The organism is Plantactinospora veratri, from assembly GCF_036421995.1.
GTDB lineage: Bacteria > Actinomycetota > Actinomycetes > Mycobacteriales > Micromonosporaceae > Plantactinospora > Plantactinospora veratri.
The window spans coordinates 76,675-97,115 of the sequence record NZ_JAZGQL010000017.1 but is presented as its reverse complement, the minus strand read 5'-3'; the positions used below and the strand labels follow the sequence as shown (position 1 = coordinate 97,115).

Below are 20,441 nucleotides of genomic sequence, written 5' to 3'. Positions count from 1 at the left end.
CCGCGTACAGAGCGAGTTCACAGTTTCACGAGTACGTCGGTGTACTTGACTCGCAGCGTTTGTCGGGATACCGTTCCGATGAGGCAATCGGAAGAACTTGGCGGTCCCGGATCGGGCGGGCCAAAGACGATGCCCCAGGCGGCATGCCGAAGCAGAGGCGGACCTGGGGCTTACACCATGCACGCTACCACGGGATCGTGCTGCCGTGGTGTTGCGATCCAAGAGGCCAAGATGACTTCCACCGACGACAACGACGATTGGATCGACGGGGCGCTCTCCGAGGCGAGGTTTGCTCCGTACCTCGCCGACTGTGATGGCGACGTCGCCGCGGGGTGGCACCTGTACATGTGGAACATTCGTGCCTCTGCGGCGTTCTACCCGCTGTTGCATTTCGTCGAGATCACCTTGCGCAACGCGCTGCATCGCGAGCTGGGTGTCCGGTTCGGACGTGCTGACTGGTGGTCGGTGGCGCCGCTCAATGAACATGGGCAGCGGTTAGTGAAGCAGGCGCGGGAGAAGATGTCCCCTCGTACACCTTGGAAGGCGGACGACCTGGTCACGGAGCTTACCTTCGGATTCTGGGTGTCACTGGTCAGTCAGACCTATGACCGCACGCTATGGGTACCCGCACTGCATCGGGCGTTTCCTCGCTATCGCGGGCGTCGCGATGCCCTGCACGCGGAGCTCAAGGAGGCGCTGCGGCTGCGCAACCGTGTGATGCACCACGAGCCGATTCACCGGCGTGACCTGATGGCCGATCACGCTACGATCTACCGGCTGCTCGGTTACATGTCGTCCGGACTGGCCGCCGCCGTGCGGCTGGTCGATCAGGCCCCGCACGTACTGCGGCTCCGGTGACCGGTGAGGTGACTATGATCGAACGAGGTCAGCATCTGACACTCAGCGACATCGCGAGGCTGGCGGGAGTCGGTGTCAGCGCGGCTAGCAACTGGCGCAAGCGGCACAATGACTTCCCCTCACCGAAAGTGATATCCGGACAGGAGCTATTCGCTGCGGACGAGGTTGCAGGCTGGCTGAGCCGGCGCAAGATTGCGCGCAACAGCCTGCAGCCTGACGAAGCGCTAGGCGTCACGTACGGCGATAGATTTATCCGCAATGGTGGTGCACCCGCACCGAGCGTTGAGGTCGAGTCGTCGCACGTTTCTGCGAGAGCACGCGTCGACTGGACAAGCCAACTGTGGCGTATCATGGATCTGCTACGGGGCAATCTCGAGTTCGCCTCTGCTGTCGATTTCATCATGGCCATGCTGTATCTCCGGAAGACTGATCCGGAGAGTTGGCGTTTGATTACGGAGCAGCGCTCTTGGGAGGGTGTGAACCGCATACTGCGCGATATGCCCTTCCAGGAACACGACGTTCCACTGTTCCCCACCATCGCCTCGAACCTCTCCAACGACCAGCAGCTGATGGAGGCGATCAGGCTTTTCGATGAGATCGACCTCGACAGCGTGGGGTCAACTTCGATGTTCGATGCGCTGCTGGAGAACGTCAACCGCGACCTCGGCCGACACGGTGGCCACTTCACGCCGCCATCGGTGGTTCGGTGCATGATCGAGGTTCTCGACCCACCAAGTACGAGCAGCGTGTACGACCCGTCGTGCGGGTCTGGCGAACTGCTTGTGGCAGCGGCACAGCGCGGTGTGGAGTCGCTATTCGGTCAGGCGATGAACGGACGCTCGCTCCGGATGACGTTGTTCAACCTGTCGATGCACGGCAGTGAGGCGAAACTGCAAATCGGTGGTCCCGAGATTATCCGCGGCGCATTCGCCGCTGAACAGTTCGATATGGTTCTGTCTAATCCACCCTTCAATATGATACTTCCGGATGGCATTGAACAGGACGCGTGGCCATACGAGGTGCCCAGCAAGCGCGCCGCAAGCTTTGCGTGGCTCCAGCTCGCAGTGCGCAAATTGAAGCCGGGGGGACGGGCCGGGGTTCTGATGCCGAACGGTGCGCTGTTTGCTGGTGGATTGAGCGCGGAGATCCGCCGTAAGATGATCGAGGCGGGAGTGGTTGAATGCATCATGGCCTTCCCTCCGGGGCTTTTCGCAGCTACCGGAATTTCGGTGTCGCTCTGGCTCATTCGCCAACCAAAGCCTGGCGAATCCTCATCGTCGGAGATCCTCTTCGTCGATGCCACGAGCATGGGTTCTACCAATGAGCGCGCCCAACGTGTTCTGCGCGACGACGAAGTAGCGAAGATAGTTCAGGAGTATCGTAACTGGTGCACATTCGGCCGTTCGGAGAACCTTGGCTACCGAGCTCCCTTGGTTCGGCCAGTTGGCATCGAGGAGATCCGGCGGAATGATTACGACCTCCAGCCACGACGGTACGTGCGTGAAGAGATTCACTTCCATGGTTCGCTGGCAGAGTCGCCGTCGGCCAGGCTGGAATCGTTGCAACGGGAGCTAGACGAGTTGGCTGAGCGAGCGAAGCGGACGCGTCGCGATGTCGATTCCCGCCTTGCGGCGTTGCAAAGCTCGATCGCCGGGAAGCGGCGAGAAGTGTCCCTCGGCGACATATGCAGCATTCAGTCAGGCCCGGGCGCAGTGGACCGTGAGCGCGGGTTGACCGTGCCAGGGTGGATACCGCTTGTGCTGCCCCGCAACATCAAGCGCGGCCATCTGAGTCACGATGATCTGGACACGGTTAGGTCAGAGGTCTCGACGAAACTCGCGAATTACAATCTTCAACAGGGTGACATCGTTTGTGCTCGATCAGGAACGCTCGGACGGCATGGGCTCGTGCGGGAGGCTGAAGACGGTTGGCTTCTGGGGCCAAGTTGCATGCGTATTCGCCTGGGTAGCGATGGGATTGTGCCCGAGTACCTCGTGCACTACCTAAACAGTACCCAGGTGTACGGATGGATCATGGCTGAATCTCACTCCACCGCGATCCCGCACATCAGTGCGGACACGTTGCGAAAACTCGTCATACCGGTCCCATCGGTCGAGGTGCAGCAGGATCTCGCTACTACAATGGATTCGATCGATGTCCACATCGAACAGCACGCGCGAGCGTTCTCGATGATGCAATCCATCCGCGATCTGGCGTTGCCTTCGGTGATGAAGTCGTGATCTGGTGGCTTGAGGGTCGAACGGATCCGGAGGCGTCGGCTCGTGCCATCGATCGTGCTTCCGCTCGGCGGCGAATGCCACGCTCGGACCGATTTATGGTGTTTCTCAGATCTCGCCAGGTGCGTCTTAATCGGAATCGAAGTGGCGCAGTTTGGTCAGGGAGTCTAGGTGGGCTCCGTGCTTCAACACCTCGTGATCCCTTGGGGTGAGCTGGCCGTACTCGTCGAGGAAGCTGTCGCGTAGGTCGGAGCGGAGGGGCCAGATGCGGGTGGAGAGGCGTACGAGGTCGCGAGCGAGTAGGTCGTAGCGGCTGTGCTCGAAGTCGATTAGCCGGAGGACGCCGTCGTCTCCGTAAATCATGTTGCGGGGCATGAAATCGAGGTGGCACGGCTGGGTCGATAGCGGTGCGAGGTCTTGGAGGGCTCGCATGTGGGCGCGTACCTCGGCCCGGTAGCTGGGCGTGATGCGGTCTCCGGCTTGGTGGATCCAGTACTCGGCGCGTTCGGCGAGCCAGGCTGTCCAGTCCGGCTCCAGCCTCGGCGGTCCGGCTGCGTGGAGCGTCTTGAGCAGCCGTCCTGCCTGGCGGTAGGCGTCCTGCTCGGCCTCGGGGGAGAGTCTTTGCTGGCTGAGCGGGATACCGGGCACGGCGGTGATGACGATCGCGGGCGGCTCGTCGGTTGTCGCGAGTAGGCGGGGCGCCCGGTCACCGAGGGCCAGGACCCAGGTCCGGTAGGCGTGCACCTCCTGCGTGTGCCGTTCTTGGCTGCGGTGTGGTTTGACGATCACCTCCCCGTGCGCGGCGGTTGAGGCGCGGAGTACCTGGGTGCCCGTGTGGCCCGGGTGCCAGGTCACGGGTACGGCGTCGGTGTCGAGAAGACGCCGGCAGAGTTGAAGGAGATCGTTGCTGGTCATCGCGCAGGTTGGAGGTGTCGGGTGTCGTTGTGGGCGACGAGTTGCCAGATGGTGCGGCCGAACCGGTTGGTTGGTCGCTGCCATCGGGTCACCGAGGCGTGATCGGTGACGAATCCGAGCCGCAGGCAAGCGTTCTGGGGGAGTGCGAGGAGAAGATTGTTGGCCGCCTCGATGGTCTCGCCATGGGCGGCGATGAGGATCCGTTCACCGTCGTGCCGGGCGAGGATCTTCTGCAGGGATTTGGTCGCCCGCTCGAGGTACTGGTTCCACGTCTCCGAGCCGTTGGCGTACCGGATATCCGGGGCGTGTTGGGGCGGACCTTGAAAGGCGGTCTTGACGTCCGCCCACGGTTGGCCGTCGGCGTCGCCGTGGTCAGGCCCGCGAAGTTCCGGCTCGACGGCGGGTGGCAGTTGGAGGGCCTGCCTGATGATCTCGGCGGTCTGGACCACCCGGAGTCGGGGCGTGGAGTAGAAGACCGCGTACGGTCGAGCTGTGTGCTCGACGGCCAGCCGGGCAGCGAGCCGGGTGACCTGGTGCCGACCCCGGTCGGTCAGTCCGGTGCAGCCGTGTTCGCCGCCGACGATTCCGGTGACGTTGCAGGCGGCCTCGCCGTGACGGGCGATGACGAGTTCGGTAGGTGGGGTCATCGGCAGGGCTCCTTCGGGGGCGGTCAGGTTGACGCGAACGGGTCGGGCCAGGGCCGGACGGTGGGCCACGGGTGCTGGTATCCGTTGGTGCCGAGGTATCGAAGCGTCAAGAGGTGGTGCAGTTCGGCGTACTGCCGCAGCTCATTCAGCTCACAGACGTTGGGCACGATCGCAAGCCGGTAAGCGTCGACGCAGTCCGTGAGGATTCGCTCGTCGAGGCGGCCGTGCGTCATCGATGCGGTGACGAGCAGTCCGGCCAGGTCGTAGCCGAACGGGGCGAGGGTGAGGTCGTCGAAGTCGACGACGGCGACGTTCTCTTCCTCGACGAGGTAGTTGCGGACGTTCGGGTCCTTGTAGAAGGCCGCCGGCTGGCAAGCCCGGTCCAGGACAGCGTCGAGTGCGGCCAAGTCGACGCCCATGACACGGGCGGCACGGTGCAGCGCCTCTCGACGCGGGCTGGCGAAATCGGGAAGCACCAGCCCGGTCGACGTGGTGTGAGGTTGGTCGAGGCGCGCGGAGTGCAGTTCCCTCCGGTACGTAGCGTCGTGCAGCCGGCCGAGTGTGGACGCCACACGGGGCAGGTCGGTCACCTCGGGTGTCCGGCCCGGTAGCCGTTCGAAGACCAGATGTCGACTTGCCCGCGTGATCAGGTGCGGGAGGCGGACCTCGGACTTCAGCCCGGTGAGCCAGTCGTGGTGGGCCGCCGCTGCCGAGCAGCGCCGCACGTCGTCGTACCGCTTGATGAAGAGGTTGCTGCTCATAGCCGCGCCGCCAGGGCGTAGCTGACGGTGGACTGGGTCAGATAGGGCGGCGCCGGCAACCGCTCCCGGAGGATCGTGGCGAGGTCGGCCGGTCCGTCGGCCGGGCGAATCCGGTACTTCGGGGTCGTGGCGAGGTATCGGGCGAGCTGCGTGACCCCGGCGAATTCGAAGACGTGTTGCTCGTGCAAGACGTCGAGCACGGCGAGGTGGCTGGCGGCGATGTCGAGCAGGTTGCCGCTGTGGAAGCTTCCGTAAAGGCTCGGGCGGCGGGCTGCGTCGGGGTCGAGGTCCGCGGCTTGGACGAGTTGGTCGAGCTCGGCGTAGCTGTCCAGCGACTTGGTCACGAGGACGGCAACACCCCCGGGACGGAGGCAACGGGCGATCTCCGCGACTGCGGCGGCCGGTGTCGGCGAGTGGTAGAGGCAGAACGCGGCTACCGCTGCGTCGGCCACCGGACGGAGCAACGGCAGGTGGTGAAAGTCGGCACAGATCACCGAGCCGGCCGCTCCGGCCTCGGCCAACCGGGTACGGACGATGTCCAGCAGCTCGACCGAGGCGTCAACCGCGATGAGGCGTCGAGGGCGGAGACGGGCGGCGATGCGGAGCGTGCTGGTACCCCGTCCGCAGCCGATGTCGAGCACCACGGCACCGGGCAAGGTCCGCCGGGCGAGCAGGTCGGCGATGACCTCGGCAGCGTCTCGTCCGGCGACCTTGGCTTCGTGCAGCGCACGGGTGCGTTCCGCCAGACGTTCGCCGGTTCGGTAGAGGTCGCCGTGAACCAGAGCGGGGTCGAGGAACGGGTTAGCCGACACCGGTCGCCTCCCGCCCCGCCCGGGTCAGGTCATCGGCTGGGCCTGTCGTCGTAGCCGGTCGACCAGTTGGTTGGCTTGCCGGCGGCTGGTGAGCGAAATCAGCCGGACGTGCGGCCCGTGTTCCCGCATGAGGTTCTGGACCCGGGGTCGCATGGTGCGTCGGTAGCTGAGGATGTACCGGACGAAGTTCCAGGTGATCCGGTCGTAGACTCCGTCGGCTTGATGCTGGCCGCCCCGGTAGCGCCGGCGTCGCTGGGCGATGCCCCAGAGGCAGGTGGCGGCGGGAAGGTCGAGGAAGATCACGGTGTCGGCGGCGGCCAGCCGGATCGGCAAGGTACCGGCGTAGTTGCCTTCGATGATCCACCGCTCGCCTGCGACGAGTTTCTCCTGCTTGGCGGCGAACTCCTCCTGAGGCAGCGGGTTCCACTGCTCGTCGTAGTAGGTCGCGTCGAGGTGGGTCAGGGGCGCGTCGAGGATCTGGGCGAGCTGCCGGGCGATCGTCGACTTGCCGCTGCCGCCGCAGCCGATGATGGCGATCCTGTCCATGGTCCTCCAGAGTAGGGGCGGTGCGGGGCGGAGTCGGGCGGACACGGCAGGTCATGACGGCGCCGGATCCGGATGGTGCAGGAGACGATCGAGCACGCCAAGCTGGTTGGAGAGCCGGAACGGGTCGAGGCGCCGTAGGCAGTCGGCGATCAGGTCGGCGTGGTCGCTGGTGCCAACGATCTCGGCGAGCCAGCCGACCCGGTCCCGGACGTCGGTGGCCTGCCTGACGTGCAGGCTCGCCGGTACGAGTTCGGCGGCGCCGCAGACGGTGGTGGGCAGGAGCGGTGCGCAGCCGGCGAGGACCGCTTCGAAGATCCGTTGAGTGATCTGGCCAGCCTGGGCGTAGCGCTCCGGAAGCAGCAGCACCGTGGCGAGCGCGTCGGCGTGGATCTCGGCGACCTGGGGGAATGAGATCCGGCCGATGAAGTTGAGGTCGGGCCAGCGGCGGCTGTCGGGCCACTTGCCGGCGATCAGGTGGGGCAGGTCCATGGCGGCGGGAGCGAAGAAGGTGTCGAAGGCATCGTCGCGGTCGTACTGGTTGCCGACGTAGACCAGCGGCATCGAGCGACGCTGGGCAGCGAGTTTGTCGGGGTCGGCAGCGTCGAGGATCGTGTCGGCGACGGGGAAGAGCAGCGTCGTCGCGCCGGGGCTCGGGTGCAGGGCTGGTTCGCAGACGGTGACGTTGACCCTCTGGCGGAGCGGGTCGGCTGGGTCGAGCCGCCGGTCCTTGTCCCAGAGGATCGTCGGGGTGCCGAGCCGGTGGGTGTAGTGGGTGACAAGTTCGGCTTGGCGGTGCAGGTCGCAGGTGTGTCCGGGCCCGCCGCAGGGGAGGGTGTTTCGGCCGGGGATGGGCCAGCGCCATTCGAGGAACAACGCGTCGAGGTTGGGAATCCCGGCGTCCCACCGGTAGCTGCCGGTGAGGTCGAGGCCGGCGTCGCACAGGTCGCGGTTGGGCTGGAGGAACACGATGTCGTGGCCGGCCTGGCGTAGCCCGTCAACCAGGGGGCGGCGGTGGCTACGTCCGCCGTCGGGGGTGTCGACGACGCCGGGGCCGAGGAAACCCCAGAAGCTGTACCCGATCAGCACTTCGTCACCCACCAGCCCTCGATAAGCAGGGCGTCCAGGCCGGTCTCGACGAGGCAGTCGAGGGCCATGTCCGGGGTACCGCAGATCGGTTTGCCCTTGATGTTCAACGATGTGTTGATCAGCACCGGATGTCCGGTGATTTCGCCGAACGCGGCCAGCACGCTGGCGAGGAACGGGTGCTGAGTACGGGTTACGGTCTGGACCCGCGCGGTGCCGTTGCCGTGCACGATCGCGGGCAGGTGGGTCCGGGTCAGCTCGGTGACCGGCGCGGCGATGGACATGAACGGCGAGGACTGGCGGAGCCGGACGTAGTCGGCGGCCTTGTCGGCGAGGATCACCGGGGCGAACGGACGGAAGGGCTCGCGGAACTTCACCGTGCCGTTCAGTCGATTCACGACCTCGTTTGCGAAGGGCGAGGCGAGGATGGACCGGTTGCCCAGCGCACGTGGTCCGGCCTCCAGTCGGCCGGTGAAGAGTCCGACGATCGCTCCGTCGGCGAGCTGCCGGGCGAGGTGCTGGACCGGGTCGGCCGGGCGCTCGACGGTAAGACCAGGCCGTGATTCGCCGGACAGAACCAGATTGGGGTACGCCGGGCCGAGGTAGCAGTGCCCGCCGATGCCGGTGGGCGGGCGGCCGGTGGCGTCGAGCCAGGCGGCTGCGGCGGCCCCGATCGCGGTACCGGAGTCTCCCGGCGCGGGTGGGATGTGGACCTCGTCGACGATGCCGGCCCGGGCGACCTGCCCGGCGGCGACGCAATTCATCGCGACGCCGCCGCCGAGACAGAGCAGACCGGAGCCGGTCAGGCGGGTGGCTCGCCTGGCCAAATGCAGCATTACCTGCTCGGTGCGTTCCTGTAGGGCGGCGGCGAGGTCGGCGTGCACCGGTTCGACCGCCGCGTCCGGTGGGCGAGGTGGGCAGGTGGCGGAGGTGAACGCCGGGCTCGTCCGGCGGTACAGGCTGGACAGGACCCGAAGCGGCAACAACCCCGGATTGAGGGCGAAGCCGTCCGTGGTCAGAGGGATCGCGCGGGACATCAGGTCACCGAAGCGTGCGGGTTCGCCGAGGGCGGCCAGCGCCATGACGGTGCCCTCCTCGTCGCCGCGCCGCCAGCCGAGGTGTTCGGTCACGGCGCCGTACGCGTAGCCGAGCGACGCCGGATCCTTGATGGCAGCGGCCAGGCGGAGGTGAAGAGGCTGATCGTCGCGGCGGGCGGCGTGCCAGATCGTGGTGGTTTGCAGCTCGCCGAGACTGTCCACGACCAGGACCGCCGCGTCGTCCACGCCGGCGGACAGGAAGGCGTAGAGGGCGTGTGCGCGGTGGTGCAGCACGGGGACGCGCCGGGCGAGCGGGAAGCGTCGCGCCAGGTCCCGCATGCGCGCCTGGTAGCGGCGGTGCACGGTGAGGAAACTGCGTGAGCGGGCGACCGCTCGGCTGCGGGTCGCGGCTCGGGCCAGGTGCGCGGGAAGCTGGCCGAGTGCTGGCAGGTAGCGGCGGCCGTCGAAGTTGTACGCGACCGTCGTCACCTCGTTCGCCGTCAACCCGGCCTCGCCGAGGAGCCAGGCGACGGCCTTGGCGGGGTACGCCTTGCTGTGCTTGACCCCGTCGAGGCGTTCCTCTTCGGCGAAGCCGATCAGGTGGCCGTTGACCAGGAGCGCGGCGGCGGAGTCGTGCGTGTAGGCGCAGAGCCCGAGTACCACCTCGGCGCCCCGTGCGGATCGTCGCGCGATCATCGCCGGTCCCCGACCGTGGTTGAGGTGAGGTGGTCGTACCAGCTCGACAGGGCGGCACCGAGCGGATCGGGGGTGTCGGCGGCGAGCTTGCGTGCTTGGTCGCGCTCACCCGATTTCCAGGCGCGGTAGCTGGCGAGCGTCCGGCCGAACGCGTCCCAGGTCGGGCCGTCGCCAGGGCCGGTGTTGCCAGAGATCACGCGCTGGAGGAGAACATCGAGTTCCGGCCAGGGCGCGGCGATCGGGTCCAGTTCTGCCGTGCCTGCGGTGCCGTGCAGGGAGGCGGTGGCTGCCTGCGCGTTGTCGGCGTACAGGTGCAGGGAGTCGACGTGGTGGTGGTACTCGCCCAACTCGACGCCGAGCCAGCCGGCCATCAACTCCTGAATCAGGGTGGTGGTGAAGATGTCGTACGGGAAGCCGAGCCACAGGTCCTGGCTGCGCATGCTGGTGTGCATGATCAATCGGCCGTCCCGGATGAAGAACCGGTAGCCGAGGGTGCACGGCACATCCCGGTGGCCGCGATGGTCCCGGGACGGGTCGTAGAGCTGGATCACCCCTCGCCGCGACTCCGGGTCCTTGTGCAGTTGCCGTTGTACCGCGTCGAGCTGGTCGATCCGGCCGTCCCACCGGCGCAGCCGTGGCCCGTACGCGCCGCGTAGCACGCCGTCGTCGGCGTAAGCCCGCAGCCTGTCGTTGTAGTCGAAGATCCATGGGGAGTCGGAGCCGGAGAGGATCCAGAGTGCCTCCGCGACCGCGAAGGCGGGATTAATCACCCGGACGGGCGGTACGTCGACGAACCGCCGCCGAGGGTTGGCCAGGCACAGGTGTGCGCCGATCACCTCGGTCGTGGTCAGGTCGCGGGGGCATGCAGTCCGGCCGTTGAGGAGTACGGCCTGGCAGGCGGCGGTGAACAACTCACTCGCCGAGCCGGCGGTTAACACGATCATGGGCAGGCTCCTTCGCGGAGGTCAGGAGGTGAAAGCGGCGAGTCGGTCGCGGGAGAGGTTGACCAGCCAGGTGGCCTGGCGGGCGAGGCCCTCGCGGAGCCCGACGGTGGGCCAGTAGCCGAGCAATCGGCCGGCGCGGGTCAGGTCGGCTGCGGTCGCAGGTACGTCGCCCGGTTGGGCTGCGACGACCTTCACCGGCACTTGGCGGCCGGTGACCCTGGTCGCCTCGTCGATCACCGCGAGCATCGACACGCTCGCGCCACCGCCGACGTTGACCACCGCCGCTTGAGTGTCGAGGTGTCCGGCGGCGAGGGTGGCGGAGACGACATCGCTGACGAAGGTGAACTCACGACGCTGGCTGCCGTCCCCGAACAGGGTGACCGGAAAGCCGGTATAGGCGGCAAACAGGACCCGGCCGATCGCCATGTCGGGTCGTTGCCGGGGCCCGTACACGGTGAAGTAACGCAACGCGACGACGCTGAGCGGCCTGTCGGCTCGCCGGGCGTAGGCGAGACAGAGTTGCTCGGCGGCGAGCTTGCTCACCCCGTACGGGGAGACCGGGCTGGTCGGATCGTCTTCGCGGCTGGGTCGGTCGGCCGGGCCGTAGACGCTCGACGAGGAGGCGACGACCAGCCGACGGACGCCCTGGCGAGTGCAGGCATCGAGTAACCGGTGGGTGCCGAGCACGTTGGCCTGGGTGTAGTCGAGGAACTCACGACTCCACGACCGCCGCACGCCAGGACGCGCGGCGAGATGGAAGACGGTGTCGCAGCTCGCCACCGCGTCGTCGAGCTGGTCGGTGGCCAGGTCTAGGCAGTACGGCATGAACAGCGGATTGGCGACGGCTCTCGCCAGGTTCTCGTCCGCGAGGGCGTGCTCGCCGAGCCGGCGGCGATCCAGGCCGACGACCCGAATACCTCTGGCCAGTAGCGCGTCAACCAGGTGCGAGCCGATGAACCCGGCCGCGCCGGTGACCAGGACGCGGGACATCATCGGTGCCCCTCCCTGCGCCGGCTCTCCTCGAAGAGCCGGCGCCAGACGTCGGTGTACAGGGGCGGGTCGATCCGGGAAAGCTCGATCCGTTCGGTCGCGATCAGCACCCCGGGCCGAACGGAGCCGGTGGAGCCTTCGGCCGCCGACGCCTTGGCGTTGCGGGAGAGGTAGAGCGTCATCGAGTTCTCACACTGGGCGTGTGTGCGCCGTGCCTGCGATGGCGGGGATGGGCCCCGGACCCGTGTGGTCGACCGCCGGTGTGGCGGACCCGCCGGGAGGTTGGCGGGTCCGCCACTGGGAGGCAGCGGCTGGGAGCAGCCCGCCGGTCACCCGCCTGCGCAGCCCCGATGGCGGTACGCGGGCGAGGAATCAACCTCACGGCACCGAAGCCGACCGCCATCACGCCAATGGAGTCCAGCTCGGGCGAAGTCTGGCCAATCCTGATCAATACGTTCACCATGAACCCCATGCCGTTGACGATCGGTCGGCGACCACCGATGCCACCGGAAACGGCAGCGCTCGATGCTCGGCATCAGCGAACCGTCCACAGCCGTGGACCGGTACCGTCCGCTACCCGTCCAATCGCAACCAGGTAGTGACGAGCCGTAGCCGAACTGGCTAGCGTGATCGATGTCGGCAGGCGATGCTCGGAGGTACGTGATGGCGGGACGGCGCTACTCCCCGAACCGCCGGCTCGCGTGGGAGAGACTCCAACGCGGCTGGTCTTACGAGGAGATCACCGAACGCATCCGTACCGAGATGAGTCGTGCCGGCGAGACCGACACCGGGCTCAACGCCAACACCGTCAGGCGCTGGGAGATCGGCGAGCGGTGGCCGGATCCGCGCTACCGCAAATACCTGGTTGCGATCCTCGGCAAGCCGGCGAGCGACCTCGGCCTGCTCACTCCCGACGAGCTGGCCGTACGCCCGGACGCGGAAACACTGCACGAGTTCAGGAGGTTGTGGGACATGCTCACCGGAGACGACAACGGCAACGGTTGGGACCGGGCGTCCGTCCTACGCGCGCTCGTCGGCGCCAGCATGCTGCCCCTGGTCGCGCCACTGCTGTCCCTCGACCCCGAAGCAGCACACGCCGACGGCAAGACCGTCGACCCCGACTCGTACCGGCAGATCGTGCGCTGCCAGCGCGAGCTGTACTGGACCAGCCCAGCGAAGCCGCTCTACGAGGCTGCCTACGCCCACACCCAGCTCGGCATCGGGCTCCTGCGCGCCGCCAACGGCACCAGCCGGGCCGGTCTCGCCAGCGCGCTCGCGGAATCCGCGCTGCTCACCGCCCGACTCGCCTTCTTCGACCTCAGCCAACCCGCCATCGCCGAACGCTGCTACGACGTCGCTCTCTCCGCCACCCGCGAAGCCGGCAACCACGCCCTGGCCGTGACCGTCTTCGGCCACATGGCATTCATCCCCGCCTTCGGTCACGACCCGGCCAGCGCCCGCCCGCTGATCGACGCGGCCCTGCAGCACACCTGGCACGGCGTCAGTCCCATGGTTCGCTCCTGGCTGCACTGCGTCGCCTCGGAAGTGGAGGCGCGGGCCGGAGCGACAGCCGCCAGCCGCCATCACATCGACCTGGCGGCGGGGGCGATCGACGCCGACTCCACCCCACCCGAATGGCTCGACTTCTACGACAACGGCCGCCTGCACTCGTTCGCCGGGTATGCCGCCCTCGCCAGCGGCGACCACCGCGAAGCCGCCGGCCAGCTCAGCCAGGCGCTCGCCGGGCTCAGCAGCACCAGCGCCAAGCAGCGCAGCGTTGTACTCGCCGATCTCGCCACCGCCCATGGTAGTGACGGCGACCGGGCCGCCGACTATCTGAATCAGGCCGTCAACGCCCTGCAGGCCGACTGGTACGGCACCGGCCTCGACCGGGTCCGAGCTGTCCGGCCCGTACTCGGCGACAGTCGACACGGTGCCTGGCTCGACGAACGCATCGCCGCTCTCACCGCCAGCCGGGCAGCTCTTCCGGGTGGTTAGCGAGCGGACTCGTTGTGCTTGCGTACGAGGTCTGGCAGCTCGGCCAGCGATTCGAGCTGGAACAGGCAGCGGTCGCTGACCGCCCTGTCATCGAGGATGTAGCCCCACGGGCCGCGACGGACCAGGGCGGTCGGAATCCCTGCTTCCTGCGCCGGCCGGATGTCGTTGTCCAACCGGTCGCCGACGTAGAGCACCTGACCGGCCGGGCAACCCGCCTCGGCCACCACCCGTTCGAAGAACGCCGCGGATGGCTTCTCCACACCCCAGCCGTCCGAGGTGCCAATCACATCGACTGGTAGGTCCAGGGCACGCAGGATCATCTCCGCCCGAGCCGTCTGATTACCGGCCAGGCCGACGCGCAGCCCTGACTCGCGCAGCGCGGCCAGGCACGGTCGGGCATCCGGGTACAGGTCCTCCTCGGTGAACGACTCCGGTTGTCCCGCCGCCGTCCGGCGTTTCCGCTCCTCGGTCAGGTCGAACCCCGGCCGGAACACCTGGAACGTCTCCCGGTAGTCGAGGCCGCGAGCGATCACCGCTCCGAAGGCGGCCGAGAAGGTGTGGCGCGGTACGCCCAGCCAGTCCGCCCAGGTCCCGTACTCCCGGGACTCGTCAACGATCGTCTCGCCCACATCGAAGAACACGCTCGCGATCACCTATTGATTGTGCCCCCGGCCACGGAGAGTGATCTACGGGAGTCTGTGTGCCCGGAGTCTCCGGGCGCAGACGGCAGGCTCGACGCATCGGCGATGACCGCGAGCACGGGCGGACCGAACCTCGCGGAAAGGTTCGCGCAGTTGCTGTGGGCGACAGTTGCGCTCTCCGGACATGGGGTACCGCCGTCGGATCACGACGACCCGCCCGGACGGACCAGTCCGTATCTGCACGATCGACTCTGCAGGTCGGGCCTGTGAGTTGGATCGCAGCAGCTGAATGGCCTTGACAAGGGCGGCCAAGCCGAGAGGTACTGGATGAACGTTCCCCGTGCGGCGGTCCTGCGCCGGGCCACATAGGTCGATGCGTGGGCGCTCTGCTGGAGCGCTTGCTTTCGTTCTTGGCCCGCATGATCGGGTCGATCGACCGGGTGCCGAGCGAGCTACAGGAGGGCCAAGATGAAGGATCTCTTCCCGGCGGGTTAGCCGAGGCTCTACCCGGCCGCCGCAGTGCCGAGCAGCCGTAGGAGCGCCCTGTCACGGGTTGTGACGAACCCGGCTACCGGTGTTAACGCCCGCCGCCCTGTCTATCGCTGTCCACCTTCGTCTGCACGACCGCGCTGCTCGCGGTCGTGCCGACTGCTGCTGCCCTAATTCGCTCATGTCGGCCGGTGCGCCGGTCTACGTGTTCGTTGACATCTCCACAGTGGTACCTCCTTTGGCCGCGTCCGTGCGGCCCGCCCTGCCAGGCGTGGCCCGGCAGGGTGCTGGCTGCCCGCCGCACGGCTCCGTCCGGCCGTGCGGCGGGTACGGCCGGCGAGCTCACGACGGCGTCCTGATGTCGGCGCCGTCCAGACCTTCAACCAAGGAGTTTCGTTGTTCTCCCACTTCTTCATTTCGCCGTTTCGGCCTCCGGCCGTTGGCGGTGACAGATTCCGGCTTGACCTCGGTTTGGGCGTCCGTGTTGACGTCCGGGTTGGGGTCAGTCTTCAGCCGGACCCCCGAACTGACCCCCGACCAGCGGTCACACCGCAGGTCATGGCGTCTGTCAGCACCTGCTACTTGTCCTGCGAGAGACCCTGCATGGTCTCGGGTCTCTCCCCGGGACCCGCTTCATGAGGATCGACGAGGAGGTGAGATCCGGTGGATGACCCCGTCCTTCGCGTTCAGTCCCAGCTGACCAACCGCGACCAAGTGCTCCTGAACTGGTTGTACGACCACGGGGTGCTGACCTCGTTCCAGATCGCCCACGCCCTGTTCCCGTCGTTGGACTTCTGCCAACGACGGCTGCGCACGCTGCACCGGCTACGGCTCGTGGCCCGGTTCCGGCCCCAACGCGCCGACGGCGGCTCGTACCCGTACCACTATGCCATCGACCAGCTCGGCGCCGAGGTCGTCGCCGCAGCCCGCGACGAGCGGCCACCACGGCGCGATCACGCCCGTGCCGAGCGGCGGCGCTGGACCTCGAGCCGCACCCTGGCGCACCGGCTCGGAATCAACGGCTTCTTCACCGACCTGGCCGGCTACGCCCGTACCCACCCCGGAGCGGAGCTGCGCCGATGGTTGCCGGAGTCGGCGTGCGGTCGAGCCGGAGCCTTCACAAGTCCGGACGATCCAGGGCTGGTGCGCGCCTACCAACCCCGAATACGGCCGGACGGATACGGCCTGTGGGCCGAGGACGGAGCCGAGGTGCCGGTGTTCGTAGAGTACGACTCGGGCGGCGAGCAGCTGTCGGTCCTGCTCGGCAAGCTGGCCGGGTACCAGGAACTGTTCGCCACGATTAGGCGGGCATGGCCGGTGCTGTTCTGGCTGCACTCCGCAGCCCGGGAACGCAACCTGCGGCGCCTGCTCGCCGAAGAGCCACCGCCGCTGCCGCTCGCCACCGGCGCCCGCGATCACGCCGCCTCGGCGGGGCTCTCTCCGGCTGACGCCGTCTGGGCCATCGCGTACGGCGACGGCCAGCGGTACCGGCTGGTTGACCTCGCCGCGTACGTCGTCGACCTGCGACACGAATCGTCGGAGGCGGCATGAGCAGCGCCGCCCGATCACCAGGAGGCGGCCTATACCTCGCCGGCTCCGCTGACAGCAAGAGCGGGGATCTGTCACCCGCCTGTCACGGCGAGACTTGCCAGCGCGGACAGTCCCGTGACAGATCCGGATCTCTTCCGACACCACCCTTCCCGAGGTATCGTCCCGCGCCTTCGCCTGGGCGGTACTCGCGTCTATGCGCGATCGTCCCTGTGATCACCCGATTGAGAGGTGCGGACATGATCTTCGTCCCGATGCGGACCATCTCGGCAGCCGCCGGTGCCAACGCGGCTGCGGTCCGGACGGAGGAGGTGCTTCGCCACGAGTACGCCGCAGAACGATGCGGACGGTCCCCGGCGGACGGACCGGGCTGAGGGAGCCGTCCAGATTTTGATCATGCTCGCGATCGGCGGGGCCGCCGGTGCGGCGAGCTTCACGCACGTCCACAACGTTGCCGCAGCACACGGTCAACCAGGATGGCTCGCCTGGGCGGACGCGATCGTCCTGGAACTGATGTCCATCGCAGCCGGACTCGAGCTGCGCCGCCGCAAACGCGCCCGTGTCTCGACCAGGTTCCCGGCGGTCGTACTGGGCTGTGCGGTCGCATTGTCGCTCGCGGCGCAGGTCGTCGAGGCTGAGCCCTCGCCGATTGGCTGGATCGCCGCAGCTGTACCGGCGCTCGGCTTCCTCGTCATGGTCAAGGTCGCCCTCGGCTACGCCGGCACGGCGACCCGGACCAACGCAAGCCCGTCCGCGACACACCAGCCGGACCGAACCGCAGACGTCGAGTCGTCCGCCGGACCGATCGACACAGCCCGGCCCGCCGGACCGGTTGGGGAGCCCTCCATAGCTCGGACCGTCCGCCCGTCCGGCGCCAGCCATCGACGAGATGGACGGACCCGCCACCGCAACACAACGCATCGCGAGTGGTCCACGCATCACTCACCGGAGGCGGACGAACTGCTGCCCGCAGCACGACTCGTCCGGGACCGGCTCGACGCGGACAGGCAGCCGCTCACCCGCGCAGCGCTCGCCGATGCTCTCCGGTCCGCCGGGCACACCGTCTCCAACACCCGGGTATCCGATCTCCTCAAGACCCTCAAAGCCGAGTCGTCCCCACCAGCGACTGAGTCCAAGCGCAGCCGGACTTCACCGGCCGCGATGCTGCTGAAACCCGATCAGCGGTCGGCGGGCACCAGCCCACTCGACGGCGCGACCGGCACCACCGACCTACCCGAGACGGACGACAGCCATCGATTTGGCGAAGCCGAGACATCCCAAGACGATCAGGAGCATCTCGATCATGAGCACCCACGTGAACCCAACTGAGCAGCCCTACCGCGCCACGGCAAACACCACTCCCACCATCCACCCCGCCGGACCCGCGTCTACTGGCGCCGAGGTGTGGACCGCGGAACGCCTTCGTGCCCTGGGCGTGACTACCACCCTCGCCACCGCCGCCTCGGTACTCGGGATCAGTCGATCCCAGGCGTACCGGCTCGCCGCCACCGACACCTTCCCCACGCCACTGATCCGGGCCGGCACCCGCATCATCGTCCCGGTCGCCGGCCTGCTTCGGCTGTTGATGCTCGAAAGCCCCGCCTCGACCGCCGAAGACCGGCGACTTGATCCCATCGGCGAGGCGAGCGTGGATGCAACGACCAGGCCGCCAGCGGACTACGTCCATCACCGCTGGCGGCACCGCGTCGAGCACCCAGGAGACGATGAGTGAAGGGATCAACCTTCAAACGCTGCGGCTGCCGCGACACCACTTCGGGCCGGCGACTGGGGCGCTCCTGCCCCCAGCTCCGCCGGCCCGGCGGTGGCTGGTCCCGCGGCCACGGCCAATGGCACTGGCAGATCGAAATTCCCGCCCGCGCCGACGGGAGCCGCCGGCCGCTGCGGCACGGCCCGTACCCGACTCAGTCAGATGCCGACGCGGTTCTGGACCGCATCCGCGCCGCGCTCGCCGTCCCCGACCCCACCGACCCACACGCCACCGTCAAGACCGGCGACCTCATCGAAACCGCGGCGAAGACCGGCGCACCCATACCCACGCCGAATCAGATCCGCCGGGCGCTGCACCTGGACATCACCCCGACCGAACTGCCGAACGTGGGGGAGTACCTGACCGACTGGCTCGCCGGGCGTAAGAACATCAAAAAGGGCACCCTGCGGTCGTACGAGGGCCATGTCCGGCTGTACCTGATCCCATATCTCGGCCACCTGCGCATCGACCGGCTCCGGCCCGGCCACATCGACGCCATGTACGACGCCATCGAAGAACGCAACACCACCATCGACACCCTCCGAGCCAGCCGAAACCAAGCCAAGCGCGACCAGGTCAAGGGCCAGCGCATCGTCGGCCCGGCGACGCGGCACCGCATCCACGCCACGCTGCGTAAGGCCCTCAACGACGCGATGCGCCGCCACCGGCTCATCGACACCAATGCCGCCCTCTTGGTCGAACTACCCCCGGCTCGGCCACCCAAGCCGACCATCTGGACCGACCAGCGCGTCAAGACCTGGCGCGACACCGGCAAGATCCCCAGCCCGGTCATGATCTGGACCCCCGAACAGACCGGACGATTCCTCGACCACACGCACGACGCAGGCGACCGGCTCTACGGCCTCTACCACCTCATCACCTTCACCGGCCTACGCCGGGGCGAAGCCTGCGGCCTGCACTGGGACGACCTCGACCTCGACGCGGCCACCCTCACCGTCCGCTGGCAACTCGTTCAACACGGCTGGGCCACCGCCATCGACACCCCCAAGACCACCGACAGCGAAGCCGCGGTCGCTCTCGACACCGACACCGTGGCGGTGCTGCGCGCCCATCGCACCAGGCAACACCGCGAACGCCTCGCTGCCGGTGCTGCCTGGCTCAAGACCGGCCTGGTGTTCACCAACCCGACCGCTGGCCGGCTCCACCCCGCCAACGTCACCGACCACTTCCACCACCTGGCCACCCAGGCTGGGCTACCGCCCATCCGGCTCCACGACCTCCGACACGGCGCCGCCACCATGGGCCTCGCCGCCGGCGTCCAGATGAAGGTCATCTCCAACCGTCTCCGCCACTCCAGCCCTCACTTCACCGCCAAGTTCTACGGCGACGTCCTACCCGAGCTGTCCCACGCCGCAGCCGAAGCCACCGCCGCCGTCGTCCCACGACGCCGTGGTGCGACGAAGCCGGCGTGATCCGCGAGCTGTTCATCCACGGTCAGCAGTGTCGGGCCAGCCACGACTGCGCCGGCCCCGCCATCCGCGAAGCGATCGCGGCATGACCATGACAAGTACCGGCGCCTGCTGCACCAGCGCCGCATCACCCTACCCATCGCTCATCGTCGGATCTGGCCATCACCCGGTGTAACCCCCCGTTCGTCGGCCAGCCGTTGCCCTGCTGGTACCTGGCAAAGCTGCGCGATCACTTGGTCGACACCGCCATGGCCCAAGGCGACCAGCGTCGAGACCGTCCGTCGGATCCTGCACGTGCACGGTGTGTCCTGAGGGCAGGCCAAGACCTGGAGAGCCAGCACCGACCCCGGCTTCACGGCGAACGAGCGCCGGTTGTTCGACCTGTACGACCGCCTGCCCATTGGCGGGCCGGTGGGCAGGTGGTCTGCGTCGACGAGTTCGGGCCGCTGAACCTCCAACCCGCTCCGGTCGTGCCGGGCGACCTGTCGGCCGGCACGACCGGCTGCGGGCGACCTACCTCCGTGACCAGGAAGTCCGACACGTGATCGCCGCACTGGACATGGCCACCGGCCGTCTGCATTGCCGCATCCTCGACCGGAAACGCTGGCGGGAGGTTCTGAGCTTCCTGAAGACCCTGCGCCGCTGGCCCGACGAAAAGCTCCATCTTTGATCCTGGACAACTTCTCCCCGCACGAGCATCCTGAGGTGCGGGCCTGGTGCGCTGCTAACCAGGTCGACCTCGTCCACCTGCCCACGTACGCGTCCTGGTTGAACTGGATCGAGGCCGAGTTCGCCGCCGTGCGATACTTCGCTCTCAATGGCACCGATCACCGCAGCCAGTCCGAGCAAGATGCGGCGGTCGGTGAGTAAAGCCGGTGGCTTAACCAGAGGGTGCAACTTCGGTTCGCATTCACGATCAACCCAAGATCTGATATACATCATCCGTTTCAAGGATGCATGACGCGGCAGTAGGCCGCCGCACGATGGCCGTCAATCCTGGCTTTCCGGTACATCCGGCTCTCGAAAATGGATCTTTCGCAC

General features: G+C 67.6%; 20 protein-coding genes. 9 read left to right on the top strand and 11 right to left on the bottom strand.

What is annotated here, in order from left to right; translation table 11 throughout:
- Positions 1-231 precede the first annotated feature (231 nt).
- On the top strand, positions 232-858 hold the full coding sequence (locus V1634_RS22255; RefSeq protein WP_331209814.1) for a hypothetical protein: 627 nt from the start codon (positions 232-234) through the stop codon (positions 856-858).
- The gene (locus V1634_RS22250) at positions 855-3,098 is read left to right on the top strand and encodes an N-6 DNA methylase (protein WP_331209813.1); all 2,244 of its coding nucleotides are present in this window, start codon (positions 855-857) and stop codon (positions 3,096-3,098) included. The genes V1634_RS22255 and V1634_RS22250 overlap by 4 nt, the downstream gene beginning before the upstream one ends.
- A 126-nt stretch (positions 3,099-3,224) precedes the next feature.
- Here the strand turns inward: V1634_RS22250 and V1634_RS22245 are convergent, their stop codons facing one another.
- The 10 genes from V1634_RS22245 to amcA are packed head-to-tail and all read right to left on the bottom strand — an operon-like array spanning position 3,225 to position 11,708.
- A complete protein-coding gene (locus tag V1634_RS22245; protein WP_331209812.1) occupies positions 3,225-4,010 on the bottom strand; it encodes a phosphotransferase enzyme family protein in 786 nt (261 codons plus the stop codon).
- Positions 4,007-4,657 carry a histidine phosphatase family protein gene (locus V1634_RS22240; RefSeq protein WP_331209811.1) on the bottom strand — a complete coding sequence of 217 codons (651 nt, stop codon included), beginning with the start codon at positions 4,655-4,657 and terminating at the stop codon, positions 4,007-4,009. The genes V1634_RS22245 and V1634_RS22240 overlap by 4 nt, the downstream gene beginning before the upstream one ends.
- Before the next feature lie 23 nt (positions 4,658-4,680).
- Positions 4,681-5,418: a phosphotransferase gene (locus V1634_RS22235; RefSeq protein WP_331209810.1), complete on the bottom strand. Its 738-nt coding sequence runs from the start codon at positions 5,416-5,418 to the stop codon at positions 4,681-4,683.
- Positions 5,415-6,230 (bottom strand): class I SAM-dependent methyltransferase, encoded by an 816-nt coding sequence (locus V1634_RS22230; protein ID WP_331209809.1) that lies wholly within the window; start codon positions 6,228-6,230, stop codon positions 5,415-5,417. The genes V1634_RS22235 and V1634_RS22230 overlap by 4 nt, the downstream gene beginning before the upstream one ends.
- Positions 6,231-6,254: 24 nt before the next feature.
- Positions 6,255-6,776, bottom strand: a complete 522-nt coding sequence (locus tag V1634_RS22225; protein WP_331209808.1) for a P-loop NTPase family protein — start codon at positions 6,774-6,776, stop codon at positions 6,255-6,257.
- 51 nt (positions 6,777-6,827) lie between these two features.
- Complete coding sequence (locus V1634_RS22220) at positions 6,828-7,874, bottom strand: CgeB family protein (protein WP_331209807.1); 1,047 nt, start codon at positions 7,872-7,874, stop codon at positions 6,828-6,830.
- On the bottom strand, positions 7,856-9,592 hold the full coding sequence (locus V1634_RS22215) for a carbamoyltransferase family protein (protein WP_331209806.1): 1,737 nt from the start codon (positions 9,590-9,592) through the stop codon (positions 7,856-7,858). Before V1634_RS22215 ends, V1634_RS22220 begins: the two co-directional genes overlap by 19 nt.
- Positions 9,589-10,536, bottom strand: coding sequence for a thymidylate synthase (locus V1634_RS22210; RefSeq protein ID WP_331209805.1), 948 nt, complete (start codon positions 10,534-10,536; stop codon positions 9,589-9,591). Before V1634_RS22210 ends, V1634_RS22215 begins: the two co-directional genes overlap by 4 nt.
- Positions 10,537-10,557: 21 nt before the next feature.
- Complete coding sequence (locus V1634_RS22205) at positions 10,558-11,529, bottom strand: NAD-dependent epimerase/dehydratase family protein (RefSeq protein ID WP_331209804.1); 972 nt, start codon at positions 11,527-11,529, stop codon at positions 10,558-10,560.
- On the bottom strand, positions 11,526-11,708 hold the full coding sequence (gene amcA / locus V1634_RS22200) for a multiple cyclophane-containing RiPP AmcA (protein WP_331209803.1): 183 nt from the start codon (positions 11,706-11,708) through the stop codon (positions 11,526-11,528). The genes V1634_RS22205 and amcA overlap by 4 nt, the downstream gene beginning before the upstream one ends.
- A 580-nt stretch (positions 11,709-12,288) precedes the next feature.
- Here amcA and V1634_RS22195 point away from each other — a divergent pair.
- On the top strand, positions 12,289-13,524 hold the full coding sequence (locus V1634_RS22195; RefSeq protein ID WP_331209802.1) for an XRE family transcriptional regulator: 1,236 nt from the start codon (positions 12,289-12,291) through the stop codon (positions 13,522-13,524).
- Here V1634_RS22195 and V1634_RS22190 read toward each other — a convergent pair.
- Positions 13,521-14,177 (bottom strand): HAD family hydrolase, encoded by a 657-nt coding sequence (locus V1634_RS22190; protein ID WP_331209801.1) that lies wholly within the window; start codon positions 14,175-14,177, stop codon positions 13,521-13,523. The genes V1634_RS22195 and V1634_RS22190 overlap by 4 nt on opposite strands.
- Positions 14,178-15,317: 1,140 nt before the next feature.
- Here V1634_RS22190 and V1634_RS22185 point away from each other — a divergent pair.
- From V1634_RS22185 to V1634_RS22160, 6 genes are all read left to right on the top strand, one after another.
- Positions 15,318-16,205, top strand: coding sequence for a replication-relaxation family protein (locus V1634_RS22185; RefSeq protein ID WP_331209800.1), 888 nt, complete (start codon positions 15,318-15,320; stop codon positions 16,203-16,205).
- A 393-nt stretch (positions 16,206-16,598) separates the two neighbouring features.
- Entirely contained in the window at positions 16,599-17,531 is a 933-nt protein-coding gene (locus V1634_RS22180) for a DUF2637 domain-containing protein (RefSeq protein WP_331209799.1), read from the top strand.
- Positions 17,506-17,934 (top strand): helix-turn-helix transcriptional regulator, encoded by a 429-nt coding sequence (locus V1634_RS22175; RefSeq protein ID WP_331209798.1) that lies wholly within the window; start codon positions 17,506-17,508, stop codon positions 17,932-17,934. Before V1634_RS22180 ends, V1634_RS22175 begins: the two co-directional genes overlap by 26 nt.
- Complete coding sequence (locus tag V1634_RS22170; RefSeq protein WP_331209797.1) at positions 17,931-19,403, top strand: tyrosine-type recombinase/integrase; 1,473 nt, start codon at positions 17,931-17,933, stop codon at positions 19,401-19,403. The genes V1634_RS22175 and V1634_RS22170 overlap by 4 nt, the downstream gene beginning before the upstream one ends.
- A gap of 538 nt (positions 19,404-19,941) precedes the next feature.
- Complete coding sequence (locus tag V1634_RS22165; protein ID WP_331209796.1) at positions 19,942-20,070, top strand: hypothetical protein; 129 nt, start codon at positions 19,942-19,944, stop codon at positions 20,068-20,070.
- Positions 20,067-20,270 carry a transposase gene (locus V1634_RS22160; RefSeq protein ID WP_331209795.1) on the top strand — a complete coding sequence of 68 codons (204 nt, stop codon included), beginning with the start codon at positions 20,067-20,069 and terminating at the stop codon, positions 20,268-20,270. The genes V1634_RS22165 and V1634_RS22160 overlap by 4 nt, the downstream gene beginning before the upstream one ends.
- Positions 20,271-20,441 lie beyond the last annotated feature (171 nt).

What these genes read in the sequence shown, in the direction of transcription:
- V1634_RS22255 (WP_331209814.1), top strand. Translation starts at nt 232, where the DNA reads ATGACTTCCACCGACGACAACGACGATTGGATCGACGGGGCGCTCTCC.
- V1634_RS22245 (WP_331209812.1), bottom strand. Translation starts at nt 4,010, where the DNA reads ATGACCAGCAACGATCTCCTTCAACTCTGCCGGCGTCTTCTCGACACC.
- V1634_RS22240 (WP_331209811.1), bottom strand. Translation starts at nt 4,657, where the DNA reads ATGACCCCACCTACCGAACTCGTCATCGCCCGTCACGGCGAGGCCGCC.
- V1634_RS22235 (WP_331209810.1), bottom strand. Translation starts at nt 5,418, where the DNA reads ATGAGCAGCAACCTCTTCATCAAGCGGTACGACGACGTGCGGCGCTGC.
- V1634_RS22225 (WP_331209808.1), bottom strand. Translation starts at nt 6,776, where the DNA reads ATGGACAGGATCGCCATCATCGGCTGCGGCGGCAGCGGCAAGTCGACG.
- V1634_RS22215 (WP_331209806.1), bottom strand. Translation starts at nt 9,592, where the DNA reads ATGATCGCGCGACGATCCGCACGGGGCGCCGAGGTGGTACTCGGGCTC.
- V1634_RS22210 (WP_331209805.1), bottom strand. Translation starts at nt 10,536, where the DNA reads ATGATCGTGTTAACCGCCGGCTCGGCGAGTGAGTTGTTCACCGCCGCC.
- V1634_RS22205 (WP_331209804.1), bottom strand. Translation starts at nt 11,529, where the DNA reads ATGATGTCCCGCGTCCTGGTCACCGGCGCGGCCGGGTTCATCGGCTCG.
- amcA (WP_331209803.1), bottom strand. Translation starts at nt 11,708, where the DNA reads ATGACGCTCTACCTCTCCCGCAACGCCAAGGCGTCGGCGGCCGAAGGC.
- V1634_RS22195 (WP_331209802.1), top strand. Translation starts at nt 12,289, where the DNA reads ATGAGTCGTGCCGGCGAGACCGACACCGGGCTCAACGCCAACACCGTC.
- V1634_RS22180 (WP_331209799.1), top strand. Translation starts at nt 16,599, where the DNA reads ATGCTCGCGATCGGCGGGGCCGCCGGTGCGGCGAGCTTCACGCACGTC.
- V1634_RS22175 (WP_331209798.1), top strand. Translation starts at nt 17,506, where the DNA reads ATGAGCACCCACGTGAACCCAACTGAGCAGCCCTACCGCGCCACGGCA.